General features: G+C 62.4%; 17 protein-coding genes. 11 read left to right on the top strand and 6 right to left on the bottom strand.

Going from position 1 to position 17,755, the window contains the following annotated elements:
- The first annotated feature begins 79 nt into the window (after positions 1 to 79).
- The 3 genes from hrpB (at position 80) to HU724_RS24595 (ending at position 3,740) form a co-directional block, all read left to right on the top strand.
- The gene (hrpB, locus tag HU724_RS24605) at positions 80 to 2,599 is read left to right on the top strand and encodes an ATP-dependent helicase HrpB (protein WP_186568860.1); all 2,520 of its coding nucleotides are present in this window, start codon (positions 80 to 82) and stop codon (positions 2,597 to 2,599) included.
- 129 nt (positions 2,600 to 2,728) lie between these two features.
- Positions 2,729 to 3,301, top strand: coding sequence for a hypothetical protein (locus HU724_RS24600; protein WP_024014429.1), 573 nt, complete (start codon positions 2,729 to 2,731; stop codon positions 3,299 to 3,301).
- Between the two features lie 13 nt (positions 3,302 to 3,314).
- Positions 3,315 to 3,740: a hypothetical protein gene (locus tag HU724_RS24595; protein WP_024014428.1), complete on the top strand. Its 426-nt coding sequence runs from the start codon at positions 3,315 to 3,317 to the stop codon at positions 3,738 to 3,740.
- 11 nt (positions 3,741 to 3,751) lie between these two features.
- Here HU724_RS24595 and HU724_RS24590 read toward each other — a convergent pair whose 3' ends face one another.
- Together HU724_RS24590 and HU724_RS24585 are read right to left on the bottom strand one after the other, a co-directional pair.
- A complete protein-coding gene (locus tag HU724_RS24590; protein ID WP_186568861.1) occupies positions 3,752 to 4,831 on the bottom strand; it encodes an endonuclease/exonuclease/phosphatase family protein in 1,080 nt (359 codons plus the stop codon).
- A gap of 75 nt (positions 4,832 to 4,906) precedes the next feature.
- A complete protein-coding gene (locus tag HU724_RS24585; protein WP_016773061.1) occupies positions 4,907 to 5,581 on the bottom strand; it encodes a YciC family protein in 675 nt (224 codons plus the stop codon).
- Between the two features lie 177 nt (positions 5,582 to 5,758).
- Between HU724_RS24585 and HU724_RS24580 the strand changes: the two genes are divergently transcribed.
- From HU724_RS24580 to rhlE1, 5 genes are all read left to right on the top strand, one after another.
- A complete protein-coding gene (locus tag HU724_RS24580; protein ID WP_186568862.1) occupies positions 5,759 to 6,520 on the top strand; it encodes a DUF2076 domain-containing protein in 762 nt (253 codons plus the stop codon).
- A 235-nt stretch (positions 6,521 to 6,755) separates the two neighbouring features.
- The gene (locus HU724_RS24575) at positions 6,756 to 7,235 is read left to right on the top strand and encodes a LabA-like NYN domain-containing protein (RefSeq protein ID WP_056790604.1); all 480 of its coding nucleotides are present in this window, start codon (positions 6,756 to 6,758) and stop codon (positions 7,233 to 7,235) included.
- 35 nt (positions 7,236 to 7,270) lie between these two features.
- Positions 7,271 to 7,876, top strand: a complete 606-nt coding sequence (locus HU724_RS24570; protein ID WP_024014425.1) for a 3'-5' exonuclease — start codon at positions 7,271 to 7,273, stop codon at positions 7,874 to 7,876.
- A gap of 310 nt (positions 7,877 to 8,186) precedes the next feature.
- Complete coding sequence (yedA, locus tag HU724_RS24565; protein WP_186568863.1) at positions 8,187 to 9,122, top strand: drug/metabolite exporter YedA; 936 nt, start codon at positions 8,187 to 8,189, stop codon at positions 9,120 to 9,122.
- A gap of 52 nt (positions 9,123 to 9,174) precedes the next feature.
- Positions 9,175 to 10,515: an RNA helicase RhlE1 gene (gene rhlE1 / locus HU724_RS24560; protein WP_186568864.1), complete on the top strand. Its 1,341-nt coding sequence runs from the start codon at positions 9,175 to 9,177 to the stop codon at positions 10,513 to 10,515.
- Between the two features lie 218 nt (positions 10,516 to 10,733).
- Here rhlE1 and HU724_RS24555 read toward each other — a convergent pair whose 3' ends face one another.
- Complete coding sequence (locus HU724_RS24555) at positions 10,734 to 11,975, bottom strand: TIGR03862 family flavoprotein (protein WP_186568865.1); 1,242 nt, start codon at positions 11,973 to 11,975, stop codon at positions 10,734 to 10,736.
- 293 nt (positions 11,976 to 12,268) lie between these two features.
- The gene (locus HU724_RS24550; protein WP_024014421.1) at positions 12,269 to 13,189 is read right to left on the bottom strand and encodes a histone deacetylase family protein; all 921 of its coding nucleotides are present in this window, start codon (positions 13,187 to 13,189) and stop codon (positions 12,269 to 12,271) included.
- An 82-nt stretch (positions 13,190 to 13,271) separates the two neighbouring features.
- Between HU724_RS24550 and HU724_RS24545 the strand changes: the two genes are divergently transcribed.
- The 3 genes from HU724_RS24545 to HU724_RS24535 all read left to right on the top strand — a co-directional run bounded on the left by HU724_RS24545 (position 13,272) and on the right by HU724_RS24535 (position 15,412).
- Positions 13,272 to 13,841, top strand: coding sequence for a GNAT family N-acetyltransferase (locus HU724_RS24545; RefSeq protein WP_110603105.1), 570 nt, complete (start codon positions 13,272 to 13,274; stop codon positions 13,839 to 13,841).
- Between the two features lie 111 nt (positions 13,842 to 13,952).
- Positions 13,953 to 14,822, top strand: coding sequence for an acyl-CoA thioesterase II (gene tesB / locus HU724_RS24540; protein ID WP_016773073.1), 870 nt, complete (start codon positions 13,953 to 13,955; stop codon positions 14,820 to 14,822).
- Entirely contained in the window at positions 14,819 to 15,412 is a 594-nt protein-coding gene (locus tag HU724_RS24535) for an HAD family hydrolase (protein ID WP_122747545.1), read from the top strand. The genes tesB and HU724_RS24535 overlap by 4 nt, the downstream gene beginning before the upstream one ends.
- A gap of 133 nt (positions 15,413 to 15,545) precedes the next feature.
- Here HU724_RS24535 and HU724_RS24530 read toward each other — a convergent pair whose 3' ends face one another.
- A complete protein-coding gene (locus HU724_RS24530; RefSeq protein WP_186568866.1) occupies positions 15,546 to 16,499 on the bottom strand; it encodes an alpha/beta fold hydrolase in 954 nt (317 codons plus the stop codon).
- Entirely contained in the window at positions 16,500 to 17,384 is an 885-nt protein-coding gene (gene ypfJ / locus HU724_RS24525) for a KPN_02809 family neutral zinc metallopeptidase (RefSeq protein ID WP_016773076.1), read from the bottom strand.
- Positions 17,385 to 17,755: the final 371 nt, after the last annotated feature.

Here is a 17,755-nt window from a genome sequence, read left to right as displayed (position 1 = left end):
GCTTCGTCGAGTGAAGTTAAGACCCTGACGAACCGCTAGCAGTTCGCCGTTATACTCGTCGATCTGTTTGGGAGCCAGCATGATTTCTTTGCCGATCGACGATGTTTTACCCGCCCTGCGTGAAGCCCTCGCGTCACGCCACGAAGCCGTGCTCGAAGCACCGCCCGGCGCCGGTAAAACCACCCGCGTGCCCTTGGCCTTGCTCAACGAAGCCTGGCTGGCCGGGCAGACCATCGTCATGCTCGAACCCCGGCGTCTGGCTGCGCGGGCGGCGGCGGAGCGTTTGGCCAGCGAGCTCGGCGAGCAGGTCGGTGAAACCGTCGGCTATCGCATCCGCCTCGACAGCAAGGTCGGCCCGAAGACGCGTATCGAGGTGGTCACCGAAGGCATTCTCACTCGTCGCTTGCAGGATGACCCGGCGCTGGAAGGCGTGGGCCTGCTGATCTTCGACGAATTTCATGAACGCAGTCTCGACGCCGATCTGGCGCTTGCGCTCAGTCTGAACGGTCGTGAGCTGTTTCGCGCTGAACAGCCGCTGAAGATTCTGCTGATGTCGGCGACCCTCGAAGGCGAGCGTCTGGCCGGCTTGCTCGATGACGCGCCGATTCTGCGCAGCAAAGGGCGCATGTACCCGGTGACGATGCGCTGGGGCCGGCCATTTCAGCCAGGCGAATACATCGACCAGCGCGTTACCCAAACCGTGCTCGAAGCGCTGCACGACGAGACCGGCAGCCTGTTGGTCTTCCTGCCGGGACAGGCGGAGATCCGTCGCGTGCACCAGCAATTGGCCGACGCCATCGGTGAGCGCAAAGACGTTCTGCTGTGCCCGTTGCACGGCGAACTCGACCTCAATGCGCAACGCGCGGCAATCGACCCGGCGCCGCCCGGTCAGCGCAAAGTAGTGCTGGCAACCAACATTGCCGAGACCAGCCTGACCATCAACGGCGTGCGCGTGGTCATCGATGCCGGGCTGGCGCGGGTGCCGCGTTTCGATCCGGGCAGCGGCATGACCCGCCTCGACACCCAACGCATCTCCAAGGCCAGCGCCACCCAGCGTGCCGGCCGCGCCGGGCGATTGGAGCCGGGCGTGTGTTATCGCCTGTGGTCGCAGGATCAGCACGAACAACTGGCGGCTTATGGCAGCGCGGAAATTCTCTCGGCGGATCTGGCCAGCCTCGCTTTGCAACTGGGGCGCTGGGGCGTGACCCCGGGCGAACTGGTCTGGCTGGATGTGCCCCCGGCCGCCGCGTATGCGCAAGCGCAGGATCTTCTACAACGGCTCGGCGCCTTGCACGGTGACACGCTGACGGCCCACGGCCAGGCCATGGCTGAACTGCCGGCGCATCCGCGCATTGCGCATTTGCTGTTGCGCGGTCAGGCGCTGGGGCTGGCGGCGATGGCCTGCGATGTGGCGGCGCTGCTCGGCGAGCGCGATATCCTGCGCGGCGCTGGCGCGGATCTGCACAGCAGGCTGGTGCTGCTTTCCGGCGAAGAGCGCGCCGGTCGTGGGGCGCAAGGCGGGGTGCAACGCGCCCGGCAATTAGCCCGACAGTATCGCGGCTACTTGCGCGGCAAGCCGAGCGAGCCGGTCAACGATCCCGAGCATCCGCGCTGGCTCGGCGCGCTATTGGCGCTGGCCTACCCGGATCGCGTCGCCCAGCAACGGCGGGCCGGTGGCGCCGAATACCGGTTGGCCAACGGTCGCGCCGCGCTGTTCGCTGAGGCCGACAGCTTGATGAAGCATGAGTGGATTGTCATCGCCGACCTCGGCAGCCGTCAGGGCCAGCGCGAAGAGCGCATCTATCTGGCGGCGGATTTCGATCCGGCGCTGTTCGATTCGGTGCTCGCCGAGCAAGTGCGCAGCGTCGATCAACTCGATTGGGATGAACGCGAAGGCGTGCTGCGTGCCGAGCGCCAGCGCAAGGTCGGCGAGCTGATTCTGAGCCGCGAACCGTTGACCGGTCTGGATGAAAACGCGCGCAGTCAGGCGCTGGTCAATCTGGTGCGGCGCAAGGGTCTTGAGTTGTTGCCGTGGACCCCGGAACTGCGCCAGTGGCAGGCGCGGGTGGCGCTGTTGCGTCAGCTCGATCTGAACACTCAGGACGACAGCCAATGGCCGGATGTCAGCGATGCGGCATTGTTGAATACCCTGGAAGACTGGCTGATGCCGTATCTGGGCAAGGTCTCGCGGCTCAGCCATTTCGCCAACCTCGACCTGTCGAGCATCGTGCGTAATCTGCTGCCGTGGCCGCTGCCACAGAAACTCGACGAACTGGCGCCGCATCATTTGAGCGTGCCGTCGGGTTCATCGATTCGTCTGGATTACAGCGAACATCCACCGATTCTCGCGGTGCGTTTGCAAGAGCTGTTTGGTCTGGCCGATACGCCACGAATCGCCGGCGGCCGGCAAGTGGTCAAGCTGCACCTGCTGTCGCCGGCGCGGCGGCCGGTGCAGGTCACGCAGGACCTGGCCAACTTCTGGCGCAGCACCTATGCCGAGGTGAAGAAGGATCTCAAGGGGCGCTATCCGAAGCACTATTGGCCGGACGATCCCTTGGTCGCCGAAGCCACGGCTCGGGCGAAACCACGCGGCACCTGACCCGCAATGGCTGCGCGCCATTAGCCCATCCGTGCTAATTGCCCTTGGTTGTTCCGGCTCGCAAAATCGCCGCCTGAACAATAACAGCCTTGTTGCCTGGCAACTTGCGCCCAAGGAACGGAACTGCCCATGACCTCTTTCTTCAAGCTCAAGAAGTTGATCTTCTTGTCGGCTGCGCTATTGGCCGCCTCCAGTTCGGCCATGGCCGAAGAGCCCAATCCGATTGGCGACTGGTGGATTATCTACGGCAACGGCGTGCCCCAGAAAAACATCATGTACGTCGCCGATGCGACGTCGGTGGTGCCTTCGCAGAAAACCAAAGGCGCGACCATGGTCGCGGTGACGCTGGTGTATGAAGAACCCGGCAAACCGATGATCGACGTCTACAACCTCGAAGCCCAATGCTCTACGGGCAAGGTGCGTTTCATCAATGGCCAGTCCATCGAGCGTCTCGCCTACACCATGCGTCATCTTAAAGTTGCCAACCAATGGCAGACCCCGAAAGAGTTCTGGGTCCAGCAAGCGCTGAAGTTTGCCTGCGCCCCTGGCAGTCGCGCGAAAAACGACATGGCCGCCGTGGGCAAGATGGAATACCTGCAGATGATCGAGATGCTGCAGCAGATGTTTTTCAAGCTCGCGCCGATCCAGCAAAAGAGCCAGATGATGGACAACATCGACAGCCTGCTCGAACTGAAGAAATAAGCCGAGGCATCCAATGACTTACACACGTTTATGGCTGGCAACCCTGCTGGCAGGATTGCTCTTGAGCGGCTGTTCCACTATCGCGCAGAGCCGCTGGGAAGGCCGTGATATGCAGGAAGCACTGGACCTGTTCGGCACGCCCGACGCGATGGCAAAGGAAACCGGCCCGAACGGCGAACCCTTGGCCGTACTGACCTGGCACAAGTCCGCGAGCTGGACCTCCACCGAAGCGGCCGGCACTTCGATGACCCATACCGGCAATGGCATGGTGTACACCGAGCACTACCAACAGGTCGGCCACAGTTCTACCTGCAAGTTGCAGGCGAAGATCAATCAGCAGAAGAAGATCGCCCAGTTCCTGATCGAAGACGGGCGAATACTGCACGGCAAGTGCGCCAATGTCCGCTATGTTCCGGGCTACGTTCCGCCCGGCTTATAAGGGCAAAATGCTTACGGCGCAGCGGGTAGCAAGAAGCGCGCAATCACCGGCAAGTGGTCGGAGATGCGCAGGGTATCGTCCTGCCGCACCTGCGCTTGCAGGCGTTTGAGCTTCGGGCTGTAGAACAGATAATCCACCGTGCGATCCGGGCCGTTGAGGCCGGGGTCGTTGGGGTAATGGGTAAGCCATTTGGCTCGATCGATACCGCCGGCCTCGTTGTTGGTCGGGATCATCGGGTACTTGTCCCACAGCAGATGCAGTTCGCTGTCGGCAGAGTAGGGCGTGCGCCGCTCGACCGGCAGGCGTCGATACTGGCCCAGCGGCAGCAGATTGAAATCGCCACCGATCAGCCACGGCAGGCCTTGGCTTTCATACCTGTCGAGGACTTTGGCCACGGCAGCCACTTGCGCCGGCACGTTGCCGTCCGCCTGGCTGGCGCGCTGCAAGTGGGTGTTGAACACGGTCAGTTGTCCGCCATCGCTGAGCGGCAGTTTGACTGCGAGCAAAGCGTCTTTGGGCTGGAACTGGCGGCTGATGAAGTTGCTCGGGGCGACGGGCAGTTGCAGGCGTTCGGCGTGTTCGATGCGATAGCGGCTCAGCGTGGCCAACTGGCGGCCGACGCTGCCGTAGATGTGGGGCTCAGGGACGAAATCGGCTTTCCAGTCGAAGGCGCTGGTGCTGCATGGATACAGATCGGCGACGCGTTCCTGCAACAGTTTGAGCTGGTTCTGGTAATCGCTGGCCTTGGCGCCGTCGTCGAGCTCCTGCAACAGCACCACATCGGGTTGTTCGTCACGGATCACCCGCGCTACTTCGTCGAGGCTGAACGCCATGTCTTCGGCGGTCGGCGCTTCATCGTCGCCTTCGGCCAGATCATTCCAGAACACGTAGCGCTTGCCGGCGAGGAACTGCACGTTCCAGGTCATGACTTTCAGTGCTTGCCCGGGCACCAGTGTCGGCGCGGTGATGCCGCAACTGACCGGCAGGGTTTCGCGGGCATCGGGGCGCCAGGTCAGGCTGAACAGCAGCACACCGAACAGGACGACGGCGAGGATGACGAGGAGCAGGGTGTAGCGCAGCAGACGGGTCATGGCTCGGCTTATAGCGTTACAGAAAGTGGCCCCGAGCATACCTGACGGCAGCGACGAAGCCCAAGCACGGCGCGGTCAGACTGCGCCGTTACGTTTGTCAGGCAATTCGCTGATCAGCATGAACAGGCGGAACAGCACCACGCTGGTGAACAGTTGCAGGAAGCTGTGGGCGCTGTCGATCAGCCCGGCAATCAGCGGATTCTGCGGTTCGGGGTACACCGCCAGCGTCGCGCCCTTGAGCAGCCACAACGGGGTCATCACGCAGAGAATGCACAGCAGGATGCGCCAGAAGTGCCCGCGCGTCAGACGCAGGCTTTCCTTCATCGCCTGCAACGGCCCGAGGCCGCGCAGCACCAGCAGGTATTCGGCGAAGGCGAGCATGACCATCAGCATCAGGCCGGGCAGGAAGTACAGCGACAGGCCGAGCAGAATCAGCAAGGTATTGAGCGCGGTGAGCACCGCGAAGCGCGGCCACAGGGTGGCGGCCATCGCCAGCAGGTCACGGTTGCGCGGCGACTCGCCACGGCTGCGCGCATCGAGAAACAGGATCAGCGCGGCGGTGTACAGCGGATACACCAGCAGGCCGACGATGATGCTGACGCCGGCGAAGGTGTCCGGCCCGGTGGCGTGATCGACCGCCTGCTGCAAGAAGGCTTCGACAATCACCAGCGGCAGGCACAACTGCACGATGCTGCCCAGATGGCGTTTGAAAAAATACAAAGAGTCGCGCAGTACTTCGAGGGCATTCATCAGTCGGTATCGCAGGTCGAAAACAGTGGCTCACTTTAACCGATGCAACGCGGGCCGACACAAACGTAAACATTCGGTAAAGGTCATTGAAACGTTTTGTCACTGTCTCCATTACAGGAGAGCACCACGCTCAGAGTGGGCGCGGGCACGTTATTACCGGCAATCTACGAGGTCGCCATGAACAGCGAAGAGCAAACCCTGATCGATGGACTGTTTTCCCGGCTGCAACAGGCCGAAACGGAGGCAGCCCCGCGCGACGCCCAGGCCGAGGCGCGGATCAAGGAACACCTGACGCGCCAACCGGCGGCAGGCTATTTCATGACCCAGGCGATTCTGGTGCAAGAGGCCGCGCTGAAAAGCCTCGATGAGCAGAACAAGCAACTGACTCAGCAAGTCCAGCGTCTGCAGGCCGAACTGCAATCGGCCAAGGCCCAGAGCGGCGCACCGGCATCCAGCGGTGGCGGTGGCTTCCTGTCGAGTATCTTTGGCGGCGGCAATTCACGTCCGGCGCCGAGCCAGAGCGCCGCACCGTCGTCCTCCGGCGGCTGGCGTGAACCGGCACCGCAGCAGAGCTACCAGACTCCGGCACCGCAACAGAACTTCGGCGCCGCGCCGCCCAACTATGCGCAGCAGGCAGCCCCGGCGGCGGGCAACAGCTTTCTCGGCGGCGCGCTGAAAACCGCCGCAGGCGTGGCCGGCGGTGTGATGCTGGCGCAGGGCATCAGCAGCCTGTTCCACCACAATCAGCAACCGGAAGAAATCGTCGAGGTCATCAAGGAAGAACCGGCGCAGGTCGCCGATCAAAGCAACAACGGCTGGGGCGATGATCAGCGCGTGGCGGACAACGGCTTCTCTGGCAATGACCGGGGCGGTTTCAGCGACGCCGATTACAGCAGCGACAATTCGTCGTTTTTCGATGACGACGACTCCTTTGTCTGACATAGCCTTTGAAGACTGACATCGCCTTTGAAGGCTGACATAGCCTCTGAAGGCTGACATGTACACTGTGGCGAGGGGATAAATCCCCTCGCCACACTCACCACTCGTCAGCAGCACCTTTGCGCCTGTGGCCGATTATTCGCGGAACCCTCCTTCGGGCTGGCATACTGAGCGCCTTTTTCAGGCCTGATCGCCTGACCCCGCTTCGTGCGCTTGCGCGCTCACAGGAACTCCGGTGAAAAAAATCGCAGTGTTCGCCGATGTGCAGAACCTCTACTACACCGTGCGTCAGGCCTATGGTTGCCACTTCAACTACGCCGCACTGTGGGCCGACATCAGCAAGAACGGGCAGATCGTCGAGGCCTATGCCTATGCGATCGACCGTGGCGACAGCAAGCAGCAGCAGTTTCAGCAGATCCTGCGCAACCTTGGTTTCACCGTGAAGCTCAAGCCCTACATCCAGCGCAGCGACGGCTCGGCCAAGGGCGACTGGGACGTGGGCATTACCCTGGACATCATGGACGCCGCCGACCATGTCGACGAAGTGGTGCTGGCCTCCGGTGACGGCGATTTCGACATGCTGCTCGAACGCATCATCAACAAGCACGGCGTGCAAGCGGTGGCCTACGGCGTCCCCGGCCTGACCGCCAACTCGCTGATCCGCGCCGCCAGCCGCTACGTGCCGATCGAAGGCGCGCTGCTGCTCAAGAGCTGAGCTGAACAACAGATTTGAACGGAGTACACCCCGGTTTGGAACGCATTGCAGTCATCGACTTTGAAACCACCGGCCTGTCGCCGAACAGCAGCTGCCGCGCCACGGAAATCGCCGTGGTCATGCTGGAAAACGGCCGCATCGTCGAGCGTTACCAGAGCCTGATGAACGCCGGCGTGCGCGTCCCCGCGTTCATCGAACAACTGACCGGCATCAGCAACGCCATGCTGCGCACCGCGCCGCCGGCTGAGCGGGTGATGGAAGAGGTCAACGAATTCGTCGGCTGCACGCCATTGCTCGCACACAACGCCTCGTTCGACCAGAAATTCTGGGATTTCGAACTGGGGCGGATCAAGCGCACACGCCTGCAGAATTTCGCCTGTTCACTGCTGCTGGCGCGGCGCCTGATGCCGGCGGCGCCGAATCACAAGCTCGGCACGCTCACCACGTTCGCGCAGCTACCGCATACCGGCCAGGCTCACCGGGCCATGGCCGATGCCGAGATGGCGGCCAATCTGATGGCGCATCTGGCGCAAGAGTTGCGGGGCAAGCACGGGGTGCGCGAGTTGAATCACGACCTGTTGTGCAAATTGCAGAAAGTCCCCGCCGCCAAAGTGGGCGAGCATTTGCAGCGTTATCGCTGATTCCAGGTACTCCGACTGATCGTTCCCACGCTCTGCGTGGGGATGAAGCCCGGGACGCTCCGCGTCCCTTTCAAAGCCGATCGCAGAGCGTCCTTTGAGGCATTCCCACGCGGAGCGTGGGAACGATCCAAGATGGATGTCTGCTGATACACCGCCTTCGCGAGCAAGCTCGCTCCCACAAGGACCTTGTCGGTCTCAGCTGCTTTCATGCAAAAGTGTACCGGCGCGAAAAACAGGTTTTGTAACTTATTTTTGCGCGGCGGCCTTTCTAGAATGACCGGTCCACAGAAATCTGACTGTCGAGCTGCCCATGCCTGCCTTGCGCCGTTTTTCCCTGCCGTTGATCGCTGCGTTTTTTGCGTTGTACGTGATTTGGGGGTCGACCTATCTGGTGATCCGCATCGGTATCGAATACTGGCCGCCGCTGTTGCTGGCCGGGGTGCGCTTCGTCATTGCCGGCAGCTTGATGTACGCCTGGCTGCGCTGGCGGGGGGCTCCGGCGCCGACCTGGGCGCAGTGGAAAGCGGCCGGGCTGGTCGGCATTCTGCTGCTCAGTTTTGGTAATGGCGCTGTGAGCGTGGCGGAGCACACCGGCGTGGCGTCAGGTGTCGCTGCGCTGGCGGTGGCGACGGTGCCGCTGTTCACCTTGTTGTTCGGCTACTTCTGGGGCGCGCGTAATACGCGGCTGGAGTGGGCGGGTGTGGCGCTGGGGATTATTGGCATCGCCATGCTCAATATGGGTTCCAACCTGCAATCGAGCCCGCTCGGTGCGATGTTGCTGATCTTCGCGGCGGCGAGCTGGGCGTTCGGCTCGGTGTGGAGCAAATACCTTCCATTGCCGGCGGGGGCGATGGCCAGCGCGGTGGAAATGCTGGTTGGCGGCGTGGTCTTGCTGATCGGCAGTGCGCTGAGTGGCGAGCACCTGCAAGCCATGCCGCCGCTCGAAGGCTGGCTGGCGCTGGCCTATCTGATTTTCTTTGGCTCGATCATCGCCTTCAATTCCTACATGTATCTGCTCAAACACGTGCGCCCGGCGGCAGCGACCAGTTATGCCTACGTCAACCCGGCGGTGGCGGTGTTGCTCGGCGTGGTGTTTGTCGGCGAGACCATCGGCATCGAAGAAGCGCTGGCGATGCTGGTGATCATCAGCGCCGTGCTGCTGATCAGCCTGCCGCAGTGGCGCCGGCCGGCGCAGCCACCCGTGGAAGAGGCGAAAGCCGTTCCGACGGAAGCGCGTACGAATTAGGGTAAACTGCGCGGCATTGCATCCCCGCGTCATTTTTTCCTACGGTACTCCCATGACTTTCGCCTCCCTTGGCCTGATCGACCCCTTGCTGCGCTCCCTTGAGACGCTCGGCTACCAGACCCCAACGCCGGTGCAGGCGCAAGCCATTCCGGCGGTGCTGGCCGGTCGCGACCTGATGGCAGCGGCCCAGACCGGCACCGGTAAAACTGCCGGTTTCGCCTTGCCGCTGTTGCAGTTGCTGGCCATGGAAGGGCCGAAAGTCACCGCCAACTCGGCGCGTGCGCTGATTCTGGTGCCGACCCGCGAGCTGGCCGAGCAGGTCCACGAAGCCGTGCGCCAATACGCGGAAAACCTGCCGCTGCGCACTTATGCGGTGTACGGCGGTGTCAGCATCAACCCGCAGATGATGAAGCTGCGCGGCGGCGTCGATGTGCTGGTCGCCACACCCGGTCGCTTGATCGACCTGTTTCGCCAGAACGCGCTGAAACTCAATCAGCTGCAAACGCTGGTGCTGGATGAAGCCGATCGTATGCTCGACCTGGGCTTCTCGGAAGAACTGGCGAACATTTACCGCATGCTGCCGAAAAAGCGCCAGACCCTGCTGTTTTCCGCGACCTTCTCCGATGACATCCGCCTGCTTGCCGGGCAGATGCTCAATGATCCTTTGAGCGTCGAAGTCAGCCCGCGCAACGTCGCTGCCAACACGGTCAAGCAGTGGATCGTCACCGTGGACAAGAAGCGCAAGGCTGAACTGTTCGTGCACCTGATGCGCAAGAACAAATGGAAGCAGGTGCTGGTGTTCGCCAAAACCCGCAATGGCGTCGATGCGCTGGTGGAAAAACTTCAGGGCCTCGGTGTGAATGCTGACGGCATCCATGGCGACAAACCGCAGGCTACGCGCCAGCGCGCGCTGGACCGGTTCAAGCTCAGCGAAGTGCAGATTCTGGTCGCGACCGACGTTGCCGCCCGTGGTTTGGACATCGAAGATCTGCCGCTGGTGGTCAACTTCGATCTGCCGATCGTCGCCGAGGATTACATTCACCGCATCGGCCGCACTGGCCGCGCGGGTGCCACCGGTGAGGCGATTTCGCTGGTGTGTGCCGATGAAGTGAACATGCTCTCGGCGATCGAAATGCTGACGCGGCAGAACCTGAAGCGCCAGAACGAACCGGATTTCGAACCCGAGCACCGCGTGCCGGACACCGACGCCAGCGGTCAGGTGATCAAGAAGCCGAAAAAACCGAAGAAGCCGAAAGCGTCGGGCGGTGGCGGTGGTAAACGCAATCTGGGCAAGTGGGTCGACAGCGGCGAGGCCTCGGCGCCGGAGCCATCGATCAAGCCAGTGCGCAAAGTGCCGGTGTTCAATACTGGACCGCGCAAGCGCAAGCCTTGAGATCAAAGATCAAAAGCCCCTCACCCTAACCCTCCCGAAACGTCGGACCGCCCGGAGGGAGAGGGGACTGATTGGGGAATGCTTGAGAGTTACGTCGACGTGATATATCAGTTGTGAATGCCTAATCGACACGATCGTTCAGGTCGTGCATGACGTCAGACACCTCGGTCGGCTCCCTCTCCTAGGGGAGAGGGCTGGGGTGAGGGGGCGAGGGCGACTCAGTTCCCGCGCCCTAACCAGCTCAACATCCCCAACCCAGCCGCCCGCCCACTGGCAAAACACCCAGTCAGCAAATACCCTCCCGTCGGCGCTTCCCAATCAAGCATCTCGCCCGCACAAAACACCCCCGGCAGCGCCTTGAGCATCAAGCGCTCATCCATCGCTTCGAACCGCACTCCACCAGCGCTGCTGATCGCCTCGTCCAGCGGACGGGTTTTCACCAGAGTCAGCGGCAATGCCTTGATCGCTCGCGCCAGGAGCGCCGGATCGGCGAATGTTTCGGCATCGGTCAGCTCGCGCAACAACGCCGCTTTCACGCCATCAATCCCCACCTGACTGTGCAGATGCTTGGCCATTGAGCGCGAGCCGCGTGGTTTGCTCAGCGCCGCCTGCAATTTATCCACAGGCCGGCCGGGCAGCATGTCGATGTGGATAACCGCTGCGCCGTAGCGATTGATTTCCTCGCGTATCGGCGCCGACAGCGCATAGATCAGGCTGCCTTCAATGCCGGTGGCGGTGATCACGCATTCGCCCAAGCGCGGGATGTCGTCGTTCAAACCGATGGCGATGTTTTTCAGCGGCGCGCCGGCGAATTTGCTCACCATCAGCTCGCTCCAGGCTTGCACTTCGAAGCCGCAATTGCTTGGCTGCAACGGCGCCAGATCCACGCCGCGCTGCTCCAGCGGCAACATCCACGCGCCATCCGAGCCCAGGCGCGACCAACTGCCGCCGCCGAGGGCGAGCAGGGTGGCGTCGGGGTTTACGCTGATTTCGCCTTGCGGACTGGCGATGCGCAGTGCACCGCTTGCGTCCCAGCCGAGCCAGCGATGGCGGGTGTGGATAACTACGCCGCTGTCGCGCAGGCGCTTGAGCCAGGCGCGTAACAGCGGGGCGGCTTTCATGTCGGTGGGGAACACGCGGCCGGAGCTGCCGATGAAGGTTTCGATGCCCAGTTCGTGAATCCACTGGCACAAGGCATCAGCATCGAATCCGCGTAGCAGCGGGGCGATCTGCGGTGCGCGTTCAGCGTAGCGGGAGAGAAACGCCGGGTACGCTTCGGAGTGGGTAATGTTCATGCCGCCGACCCCGGCCAGCAGAAACTTGCGCCCGACCGAGGGCATGCCGTCGTACACGTCGACGCGGATTCCGGCCTGACTCAGCACTTCGGCGGCCATCAGGCCGGCGGGGCCACCGCCGATGATGGCGACGTGGGTATTGGCGGAGGCGGAATTCTGGGTCATGGGCGTGCGCTGCGGTATGGCGGGACAAGGCGCGCATTCTAACAGCGCTGAACCCTGTGGGAGACACCATGTGGGAGCGAGCCTGCTCGCGAACGCGGTCTGTCAGTCAATTAGATGTTGTGGGTGCTAAAGCTTTCGCGAGCAGGCTCGCTCCCACCGGGGCTGCGGTGTATTTCGAGGCTGGTTAAAAAATAAACAGTGCGCTGGGCGCCTTGGGCAGCATGGCCTGCAGTCCCTTTCGCTCAGGTTATCCACAGGCAGTTCCACAGCGATTGTGGGTAACGCCGCACGTTTCAATGACAGCCGTGTGAATCCCACACTCGTTGCGCGCTGTGATGGAGGATGCCGTGGCGGCGGGCGAGGGCGTGGCGGTCCTTGCTGTAGCCGCCGCCGATCACCCCGACCACCGGGATGTCGCGGCCCAGGCAATGGCGCATGACCCGCTCATCGCGCTCGGCCACCCCGGCGTCGGTCAGTTGCAGATAACCGAGGGCATCGTCCTTGTGCACATCGACGCCAGCGTCGTAGAGCACCAGATCCGGTTGATACAGCGGCAGCAGGTAATTGAGCGTGTCATCGACGACCTGCAGATAGTCGGCATCGCCCATGCCTTTGGGCAGTGGAATGTCCCAGTCACTTTCGGCTTTGCGCGCGGGAAAATTCTTCTCGCAGTGCAGGGAAACGGTAATCGCCTCCGGCGTGTCATGCAGAATCCGCGCGGTGCCGTCGCCCTGATGCACGTCGCAATCGAAGATCAGCACGCGATTGACCCGACCGCTCTGCAACAGGTACTGGCTGATGATTGCCAGGTCATTGAAGATGCAGAAGCCGGCGGGGTAATCGTAGTGAGCGTGATGGGTGCCGCCGGCCAGATGACAGGCCAGGCCATGCTCAAGGGCTTGCTCCGCCGCCAGGATCGAGCCGCCCACCGCGCGCACCGTGCGTCGCGCCAGCGCTTCGTTCCACGGCAGGCCGAGGCGCCGTTGGTCTTCGCGGGACAACTCGCCGCTCATGTAGCGTTCGATATAGCTGCGGTCATGGGCGAGGGCGAGGATGTCGTTGGGGCAGATCTGCGGGCGCAGCAGGTCGGCGTCGCGGGTCAGGCCGCTGTCGACCAGGTGATCGCGCAGCAGCCGAAACTTGTCCATGGGGAAGCGGTGATCCGCAGGAAACTCGGGGCTGTAGTCTTCGTGATAGATCAACGGCAAGGGCATGGCTTGTTTCGCGCAGAACCAGGGAAAGAATGAACGATCCTAACAGCGATGTAGACTCAACGGCATGGAAATGGAGGGGACGATGGAGCCGATACTGGAGCTGCAAAGCGCGCGCTTGTTGATGCGTCAATGGCAGGACGAGGATTTGCCGGCATTCGCCGCGATGTGCGCCGATCCGCAGGTGATGCGCTACTTTCCGGCGCCGTTGACCCGGCTCGAAAGCGCCGCATTGATCGGCCGCGTGCGCGGGCATTTTGCCGAGCATGGCTTTGGCCTGTGGGCGCTGGAGCGCAAGGACACGGGCGAGTTCATCGGTTTCACCGGGTTGGGCGTGGTCGGCTTCGATGCGCCGTTTACCCCGGCGGTGGAGATCGGCTGGCGGCTGGCCAAGGAACACTGGGGCCTGGGTTACGCCAGCGAAGCGGCGTGGACCGCACTGCGTGCGGGTTTCGACCAGTTGAAACTGGAGGAAATCGTCTCGTTTACCGCCGGGCAAAATGCGCAGTCGGAGAAGGTCATGCAGGCGATCGGCATGCATCACGATCCGCAGGATGATTTCGATCACCCCAGGCTTGCGCTCGATCACCCGTTGCGCCGTCATGTTCTGTATCGCATCAGCCGCGAACAATGGCTGCAAACCTTGCATGAATAAGCCGACACGGACGTTTACAATGGCCGCCATCGTATTTGGCCCGTGCCAGAACCTGAATCGTCCGCCGCAGCCAAGACTGCGCGGCCATTGCTTTGTGTGAGGAGAGTCTGAATGAGCCAAGTGCTGGAAGATCTGGTCGATCTGCTGACCCTGGAACCGATCGAAGAAAACCTGTTCCGTGGTCGTAGTCAGGATCTGGGGTTCCGCCAGTTGTTCGGCGGTCAGGTGCTCGGCCAGTCGCTGTCGGCGGCCAGTCAGACGGTGGAAGAGGCGCGCCATGTGCACTCGCTGCACGGTTATTTCCTGCGCCCGGGCGATGCCAAGTTGCCGGTGGTCTATTCGGTTGATCGCGTGCGTGATGGCGGCAGTTTCAGCACCCGCCGTGTCACGGCGATCCAGAAGGGCCACCCGATCTTCACGTGCAGCGCTTCGTTCCAGTACGACGAAAAAGGCTTCGAGCATCAGGGCCAGATGCCGGCGGTGGTCGGCCCGGAAAACCTGCCCTCGGAGCTGGAACTGATCCAGCAGCGTGCGCACCTGATTCCCGAGCACATGCGTGAAAAACTGCTGTGCCCGAAACCGATCGAAGTACGCCCGGTCACCGAAAAGGATCCGTACAACCCGCAACCGGCCGATCCGATCAAATATGTGTGGTTCCGCGCCGACGGTGCCCTGGCCGACATTCCTGCGCTGCACAAATACCTGCTGGCGTACGCCTCGGATTTCGGCCTGCTGACCACGTCGATGCTGCCCCACGGCAAGTCGGTCTGGCAGAAAGACATGCAGGTCGCCAGCCTCGATCACGCGCTGTGGTTCCACAACGACCTGCGCGCCGATGACTGGTTGCTCTACGCGATGGACAGTCCGTGGGCCGGCAACTCCCGTGGTTTTTCCCGTGGCAGCGTGTTCAACCGCGCCGGGCAACTGGTCGCTTCGGTGACTCAGGAAGGCCTGATCCGCCATCGCAAGGACTGGGCATGAGCCTGACCGAGGTTCGTCATTGGGTGTTCGATATGGACGGCACGCTGACTGTCGCCGTGCATGATTTCGCGGCGATTCGTGTGGCGCTGGCGATTCCGCCCGAGGACGACATCCTCACCCATCTCGCTGCATTGCCAGCGGATGAAGCGGCGGCCAAGCATGCCTGGTTGCTCGAGCACGAACGCGATCTGGCGCTGGGCTCGACCCCGGCCACCGGCGCGGTTGAGCTGGTGCGCGACCTGCATGCGCGCGGTTATCGCCTCGGCATTCTCACGCGCAATGCGCGTGAGCTGGCACATGTCACGCTGGAGGCGATCGGCCTGGCCGACTGCTTTGCGGTCGAGGATGTGCTGGGTCGCGACGAAGCACCGCCGAAGCCGCATCCCGGCGGTTTGCTGAAACTGGCCGAAGCCTGGCAAGTGCCGGCCAGTGACATGGTGATGGTTGGTGATTACCGCTTTGATCTGGATTGCGGCCGAGCAGCGGGGGCGCGGACGGTGTTGGTGAATCTGCCGGATAACCCGTGGCCGGAGTTGACGGATTGGCATGCGAAGGATTGTGTTGAGTTGCGGCGGATGCTGCAGGGCTGAGATGGTTGTTGTCTGACCGGACGCCTTCGCGAGCAGGCTCGCTCCCACAGGGGAATGCATTCCAACTGTGGCATTTATTCCAAATGTGGGAGCGAGCCTGCTCGCGAAGGGGCCGGCGGATTCATCAGAAAACTCACTGATCAAACAACGCCTTCTGCCCCTCCGCGGAAGTCAGCATGCCATCCCCGTCATGCCCGACCCCCGGCACTTCAATCAGCCGTTGATTGACCCCCTCGGGATGCCGGCGCAGCAAATAACCGAAATACAGCTTCCCGCGCATCAAGCGGTAAGCCCCTTGCGCCTCGGCCGCGCAGCTCTTGTCCAGCGCCGGATGTTCCGGGTCGACATCCTGCTGGCCGAGCAGATAAATCACCTCGCGTTTGACGTAAGCGCTCTCGACCTGCAACGGCGTTTGCCCGCCGGCATACACCGGCATGTCCGCCAGGCCGTACTTCCAGCGATTGAAGCCAGGACATTGCGCGTGATCGAACGCCACTGGCCGCTGCTCGTTGAAGTACGCATAAGAAGAAGGATTGGCCACCACATAGCGCAAGCGAATGCCGTTGGCCTTGAGCGCCGGCTGATCCTTGGCCAGCAGGGCGTAACGCTGCACCACCTGACCCCCGCCAGAGTGGCCGAAGATCACGATCTGCTTCACGTCCGGAAACTGTTTGCGATCGCTGACCCGCGCGACGATTTCATCCAGCGCCGCGTAGGAGCTCAGCGGATTCGGCCCGGTGGACAAGCCGCCGCCCATCCACTCGTTGCCCTGCCAGCGCAGCACTGTCGGCGGCAAGGAATACAGGGTGACGTCGCTTTCATTGAGAAACTGCGGAGCGATCACCAGCGTGTGCGCGGTCTGCCCGGCGAGTTCGGCGGCGCTTTCCGCGCTTTTGCGGTAGGTCTCGGCGTTGCGCAGGCGACCGTGAATGACGATCAGCACCCGCTCGATCTTTTCCGGTGCCGGGCCGATGCCCACTGCCATTTCCCCGGCCTTGAGTTGCAGGCGACCGGGGCTGATCGCATCGACGCCGGCCGCTTGCGCGGTGCCGGCGATCAACAGTAACGCCACAAGCCACTTATGCATTTACAGGGTTTTCGCCGCGAAGGTGTCGCACTGGCTTACCTGGCCTTGCGCGAATCCGGTTTTGAACCAGCGCACCCTTTGCGCTGACGTACCGTGGGTAAACGAGTCCGGCACCACGCGGCCCTGACCCTGTTGCTGCAAGCGATCATCGCCGATGGCGTTGGCGGCGTTCAAGGCTTCTTCGATGTCGCCGGGTTCCAGCCAGTTCAAGCGTTTCTGCGCGTTATACGCCCAGACACCGGCGAGACAGTCGGCCTGCAATTCCTGGCGAACCAGCAAGCCGCCGTCGCCCTCCATCTGCCGGCCTTGCTGACGCGCCGCCTGCATCTTCGCCGAGACGCCCAGCAGCGTCTGCACATGGTGGCCGACTTCGTGCGCAATCACGTAAGCCTGAGCGAAATCGCCGGCGGCTTTGAAGCGCTGCGACATTTCCTGAAAGAAGGCCATGTCCAGATAGACCTTCTGGTCGGCCGGGCAGTAGAACGGGCCGGTGGCAGAAGTGGCCATGCCGCACGCGGAGTTCACCCGATTGCTGAACAGCACCAGTGTCGGGTCTTTGTATTGGCGTCCGGCCTGCTGGAAGATCGGACCCCAGGTGTCTTCGGTGTCGCCGAGGATCGAGCGGACGAATTCAGCCTGTTCATCATTGGCCGGTGGCGCCTGGCGGGTTTGCGAGGTGGGCGCCGGCTGCTCCATCTGCCCGGTCAACTGGCCGAGAATCTGCATCGGGTCCTGGCCGGTGAGCCAGCCGATGCCGACAATCAGCACGATGGCCGTCAGGCTCAGGCCCTTGCCGCCGCCGAAGCGCATGCCGCCGCCACCGCCGGCATCATCACCCCGGGCGTCGACGACGTTGTCACTGCGTCGGCCTTTTTTCCATAGCATATGGGAATCCTCTTTTATTGCCGGTGATGAATCTGCTGGTGATGAGTGTTGCCGCTGTGTGAGTGTGGCGCCAGTCCGGTCGTCCGTCCATGCACACGCGCCCACATGGTGCGGGCCTGGTATTGACGGTCGAGCGGGCCGTGAATTCAATCCCGAGTGGAATTTCTTCCGTCGAATTCATGAACCCGCTGTTTCGACGGCAGTCTGTGATGTTGCACACTGGCCGGGCGCCGAAGTGGCGGGAATCTTGCCTCAAGGTTTTGCCTGGCGGCGGTTTCCCGGCGAAGAAGAGTGCAACCTGTGCGGTTGCTGAAAGCTCAGCCGACTATGATTGCCACAACGATTGCCGCCAGCGCGAACGCTCGCCCGGA

Source organism: Pseudomonas iranensis (assembly GCF_014268585.2).
Classification (GTDB): Bacteria; Pseudomonadota; Gammaproteobacteria; order Pseudomonadales; family Pseudomonadaceae; genus Aquipseudomonas; species Aquipseudomonas iranensis.
The sequence above is the reverse complement of the archived record's forward strand: the minus strand, read 5'-3'. Positions and strand labels throughout refer to the sequence as shown.

Coding starts and splice junctions, on each gene's coding strand:
- hrpB (WP_186568860.1), top strand. CDS start 80: ATGATTTCTTTGCCGATCGACGATGTTTTACCCGCCCTGCGTGAAGCC.
- HU724_RS24600 (WP_024014429.1), top strand. CDS start 2,729: ATGACCTCTTTCTTCAAGCTCAAGAAGTTGATCTTCTTGTCGGCTGCG.
- HU724_RS24595 (WP_024014428.1), top strand. CDS start 3,315: ATGACTTACACACGTTTATGGCTGGCAACCCTGCTGGCAGGATTGCTC.
- HU724_RS24590 (WP_186568861.1), bottom strand. CDS start 4,831: ATGACCCGTCTGCTGCGCTACACCCTGCTCCTCGTCATCCTCGCCGTC.
- HU724_RS24585 (WP_016773061.1), bottom strand. CDS start 5,581: ATGAATGCCCTCGAAGTACTGCGCGACTCTTTGTATTTTTTCAAACGC.
- HU724_RS24580 (WP_186568862.1), top strand. CDS start 5,759: ATGAACAGCGAAGAGCAAACCCTGATCGATGGACTGTTTTCCCGGCTG.
- yedA (WP_186568863.1), top strand. CDS start 8,187: ATGCCTGCCTTGCGCCGTTTTTCCCTGCCGTTGATCGCTGCGTTTTTT.
- rhlE1 (WP_186568864.1), top strand. CDS start 9,175: ATGACTTTCGCCTCCCTTGGCCTGATCGACCCCTTGCTGCGCTCCCTT.
- HU724_RS24555 (WP_186568865.1), bottom strand. CDS start 11,975: ATGACCCAGAATTCCGCCTCCGCCAATACCCACGTCGCCATCATCGGC.
- HU724_RS24550 (WP_024014421.1), bottom strand. CDS start 13,189: ATGCCCTTGCCGTTGATCTATCACGAAGACTACAGCCCCGAGTTTCCT.
- HU724_RS24545 (WP_110603105.1), top strand. CDS start 13,272: ATGGAGCCGATACTGGAGCTGCAAAGCGCGCGCTTGTTGATGCGTCAA.
- tesB (WP_016773073.1), top strand. CDS start 13,953: ATGAGCCAAGTGCTGGAAGATCTGGTCGATCTGCTGACCCTGGAACCG.
- HU724_RS24535 (WP_122747545.1), top strand. CDS start 14,819: ATGAGCCTGACCGAGGTTCGTCATTGGGTGTTCGATATGGACGGCACG.
- HU724_RS24530 (WP_186568866.1), bottom strand. CDS start 16,499: ATGCATAAGTGGCTTGTGGCGTTACTGTTGATCGCCGGCACCGCGCAA.
- ypfJ (WP_016773076.1), bottom strand. CDS start 17,384: ATGCTATGGAAAAAAGGCCGACGCAGTGACAACGTCGTCGACGCCCGG.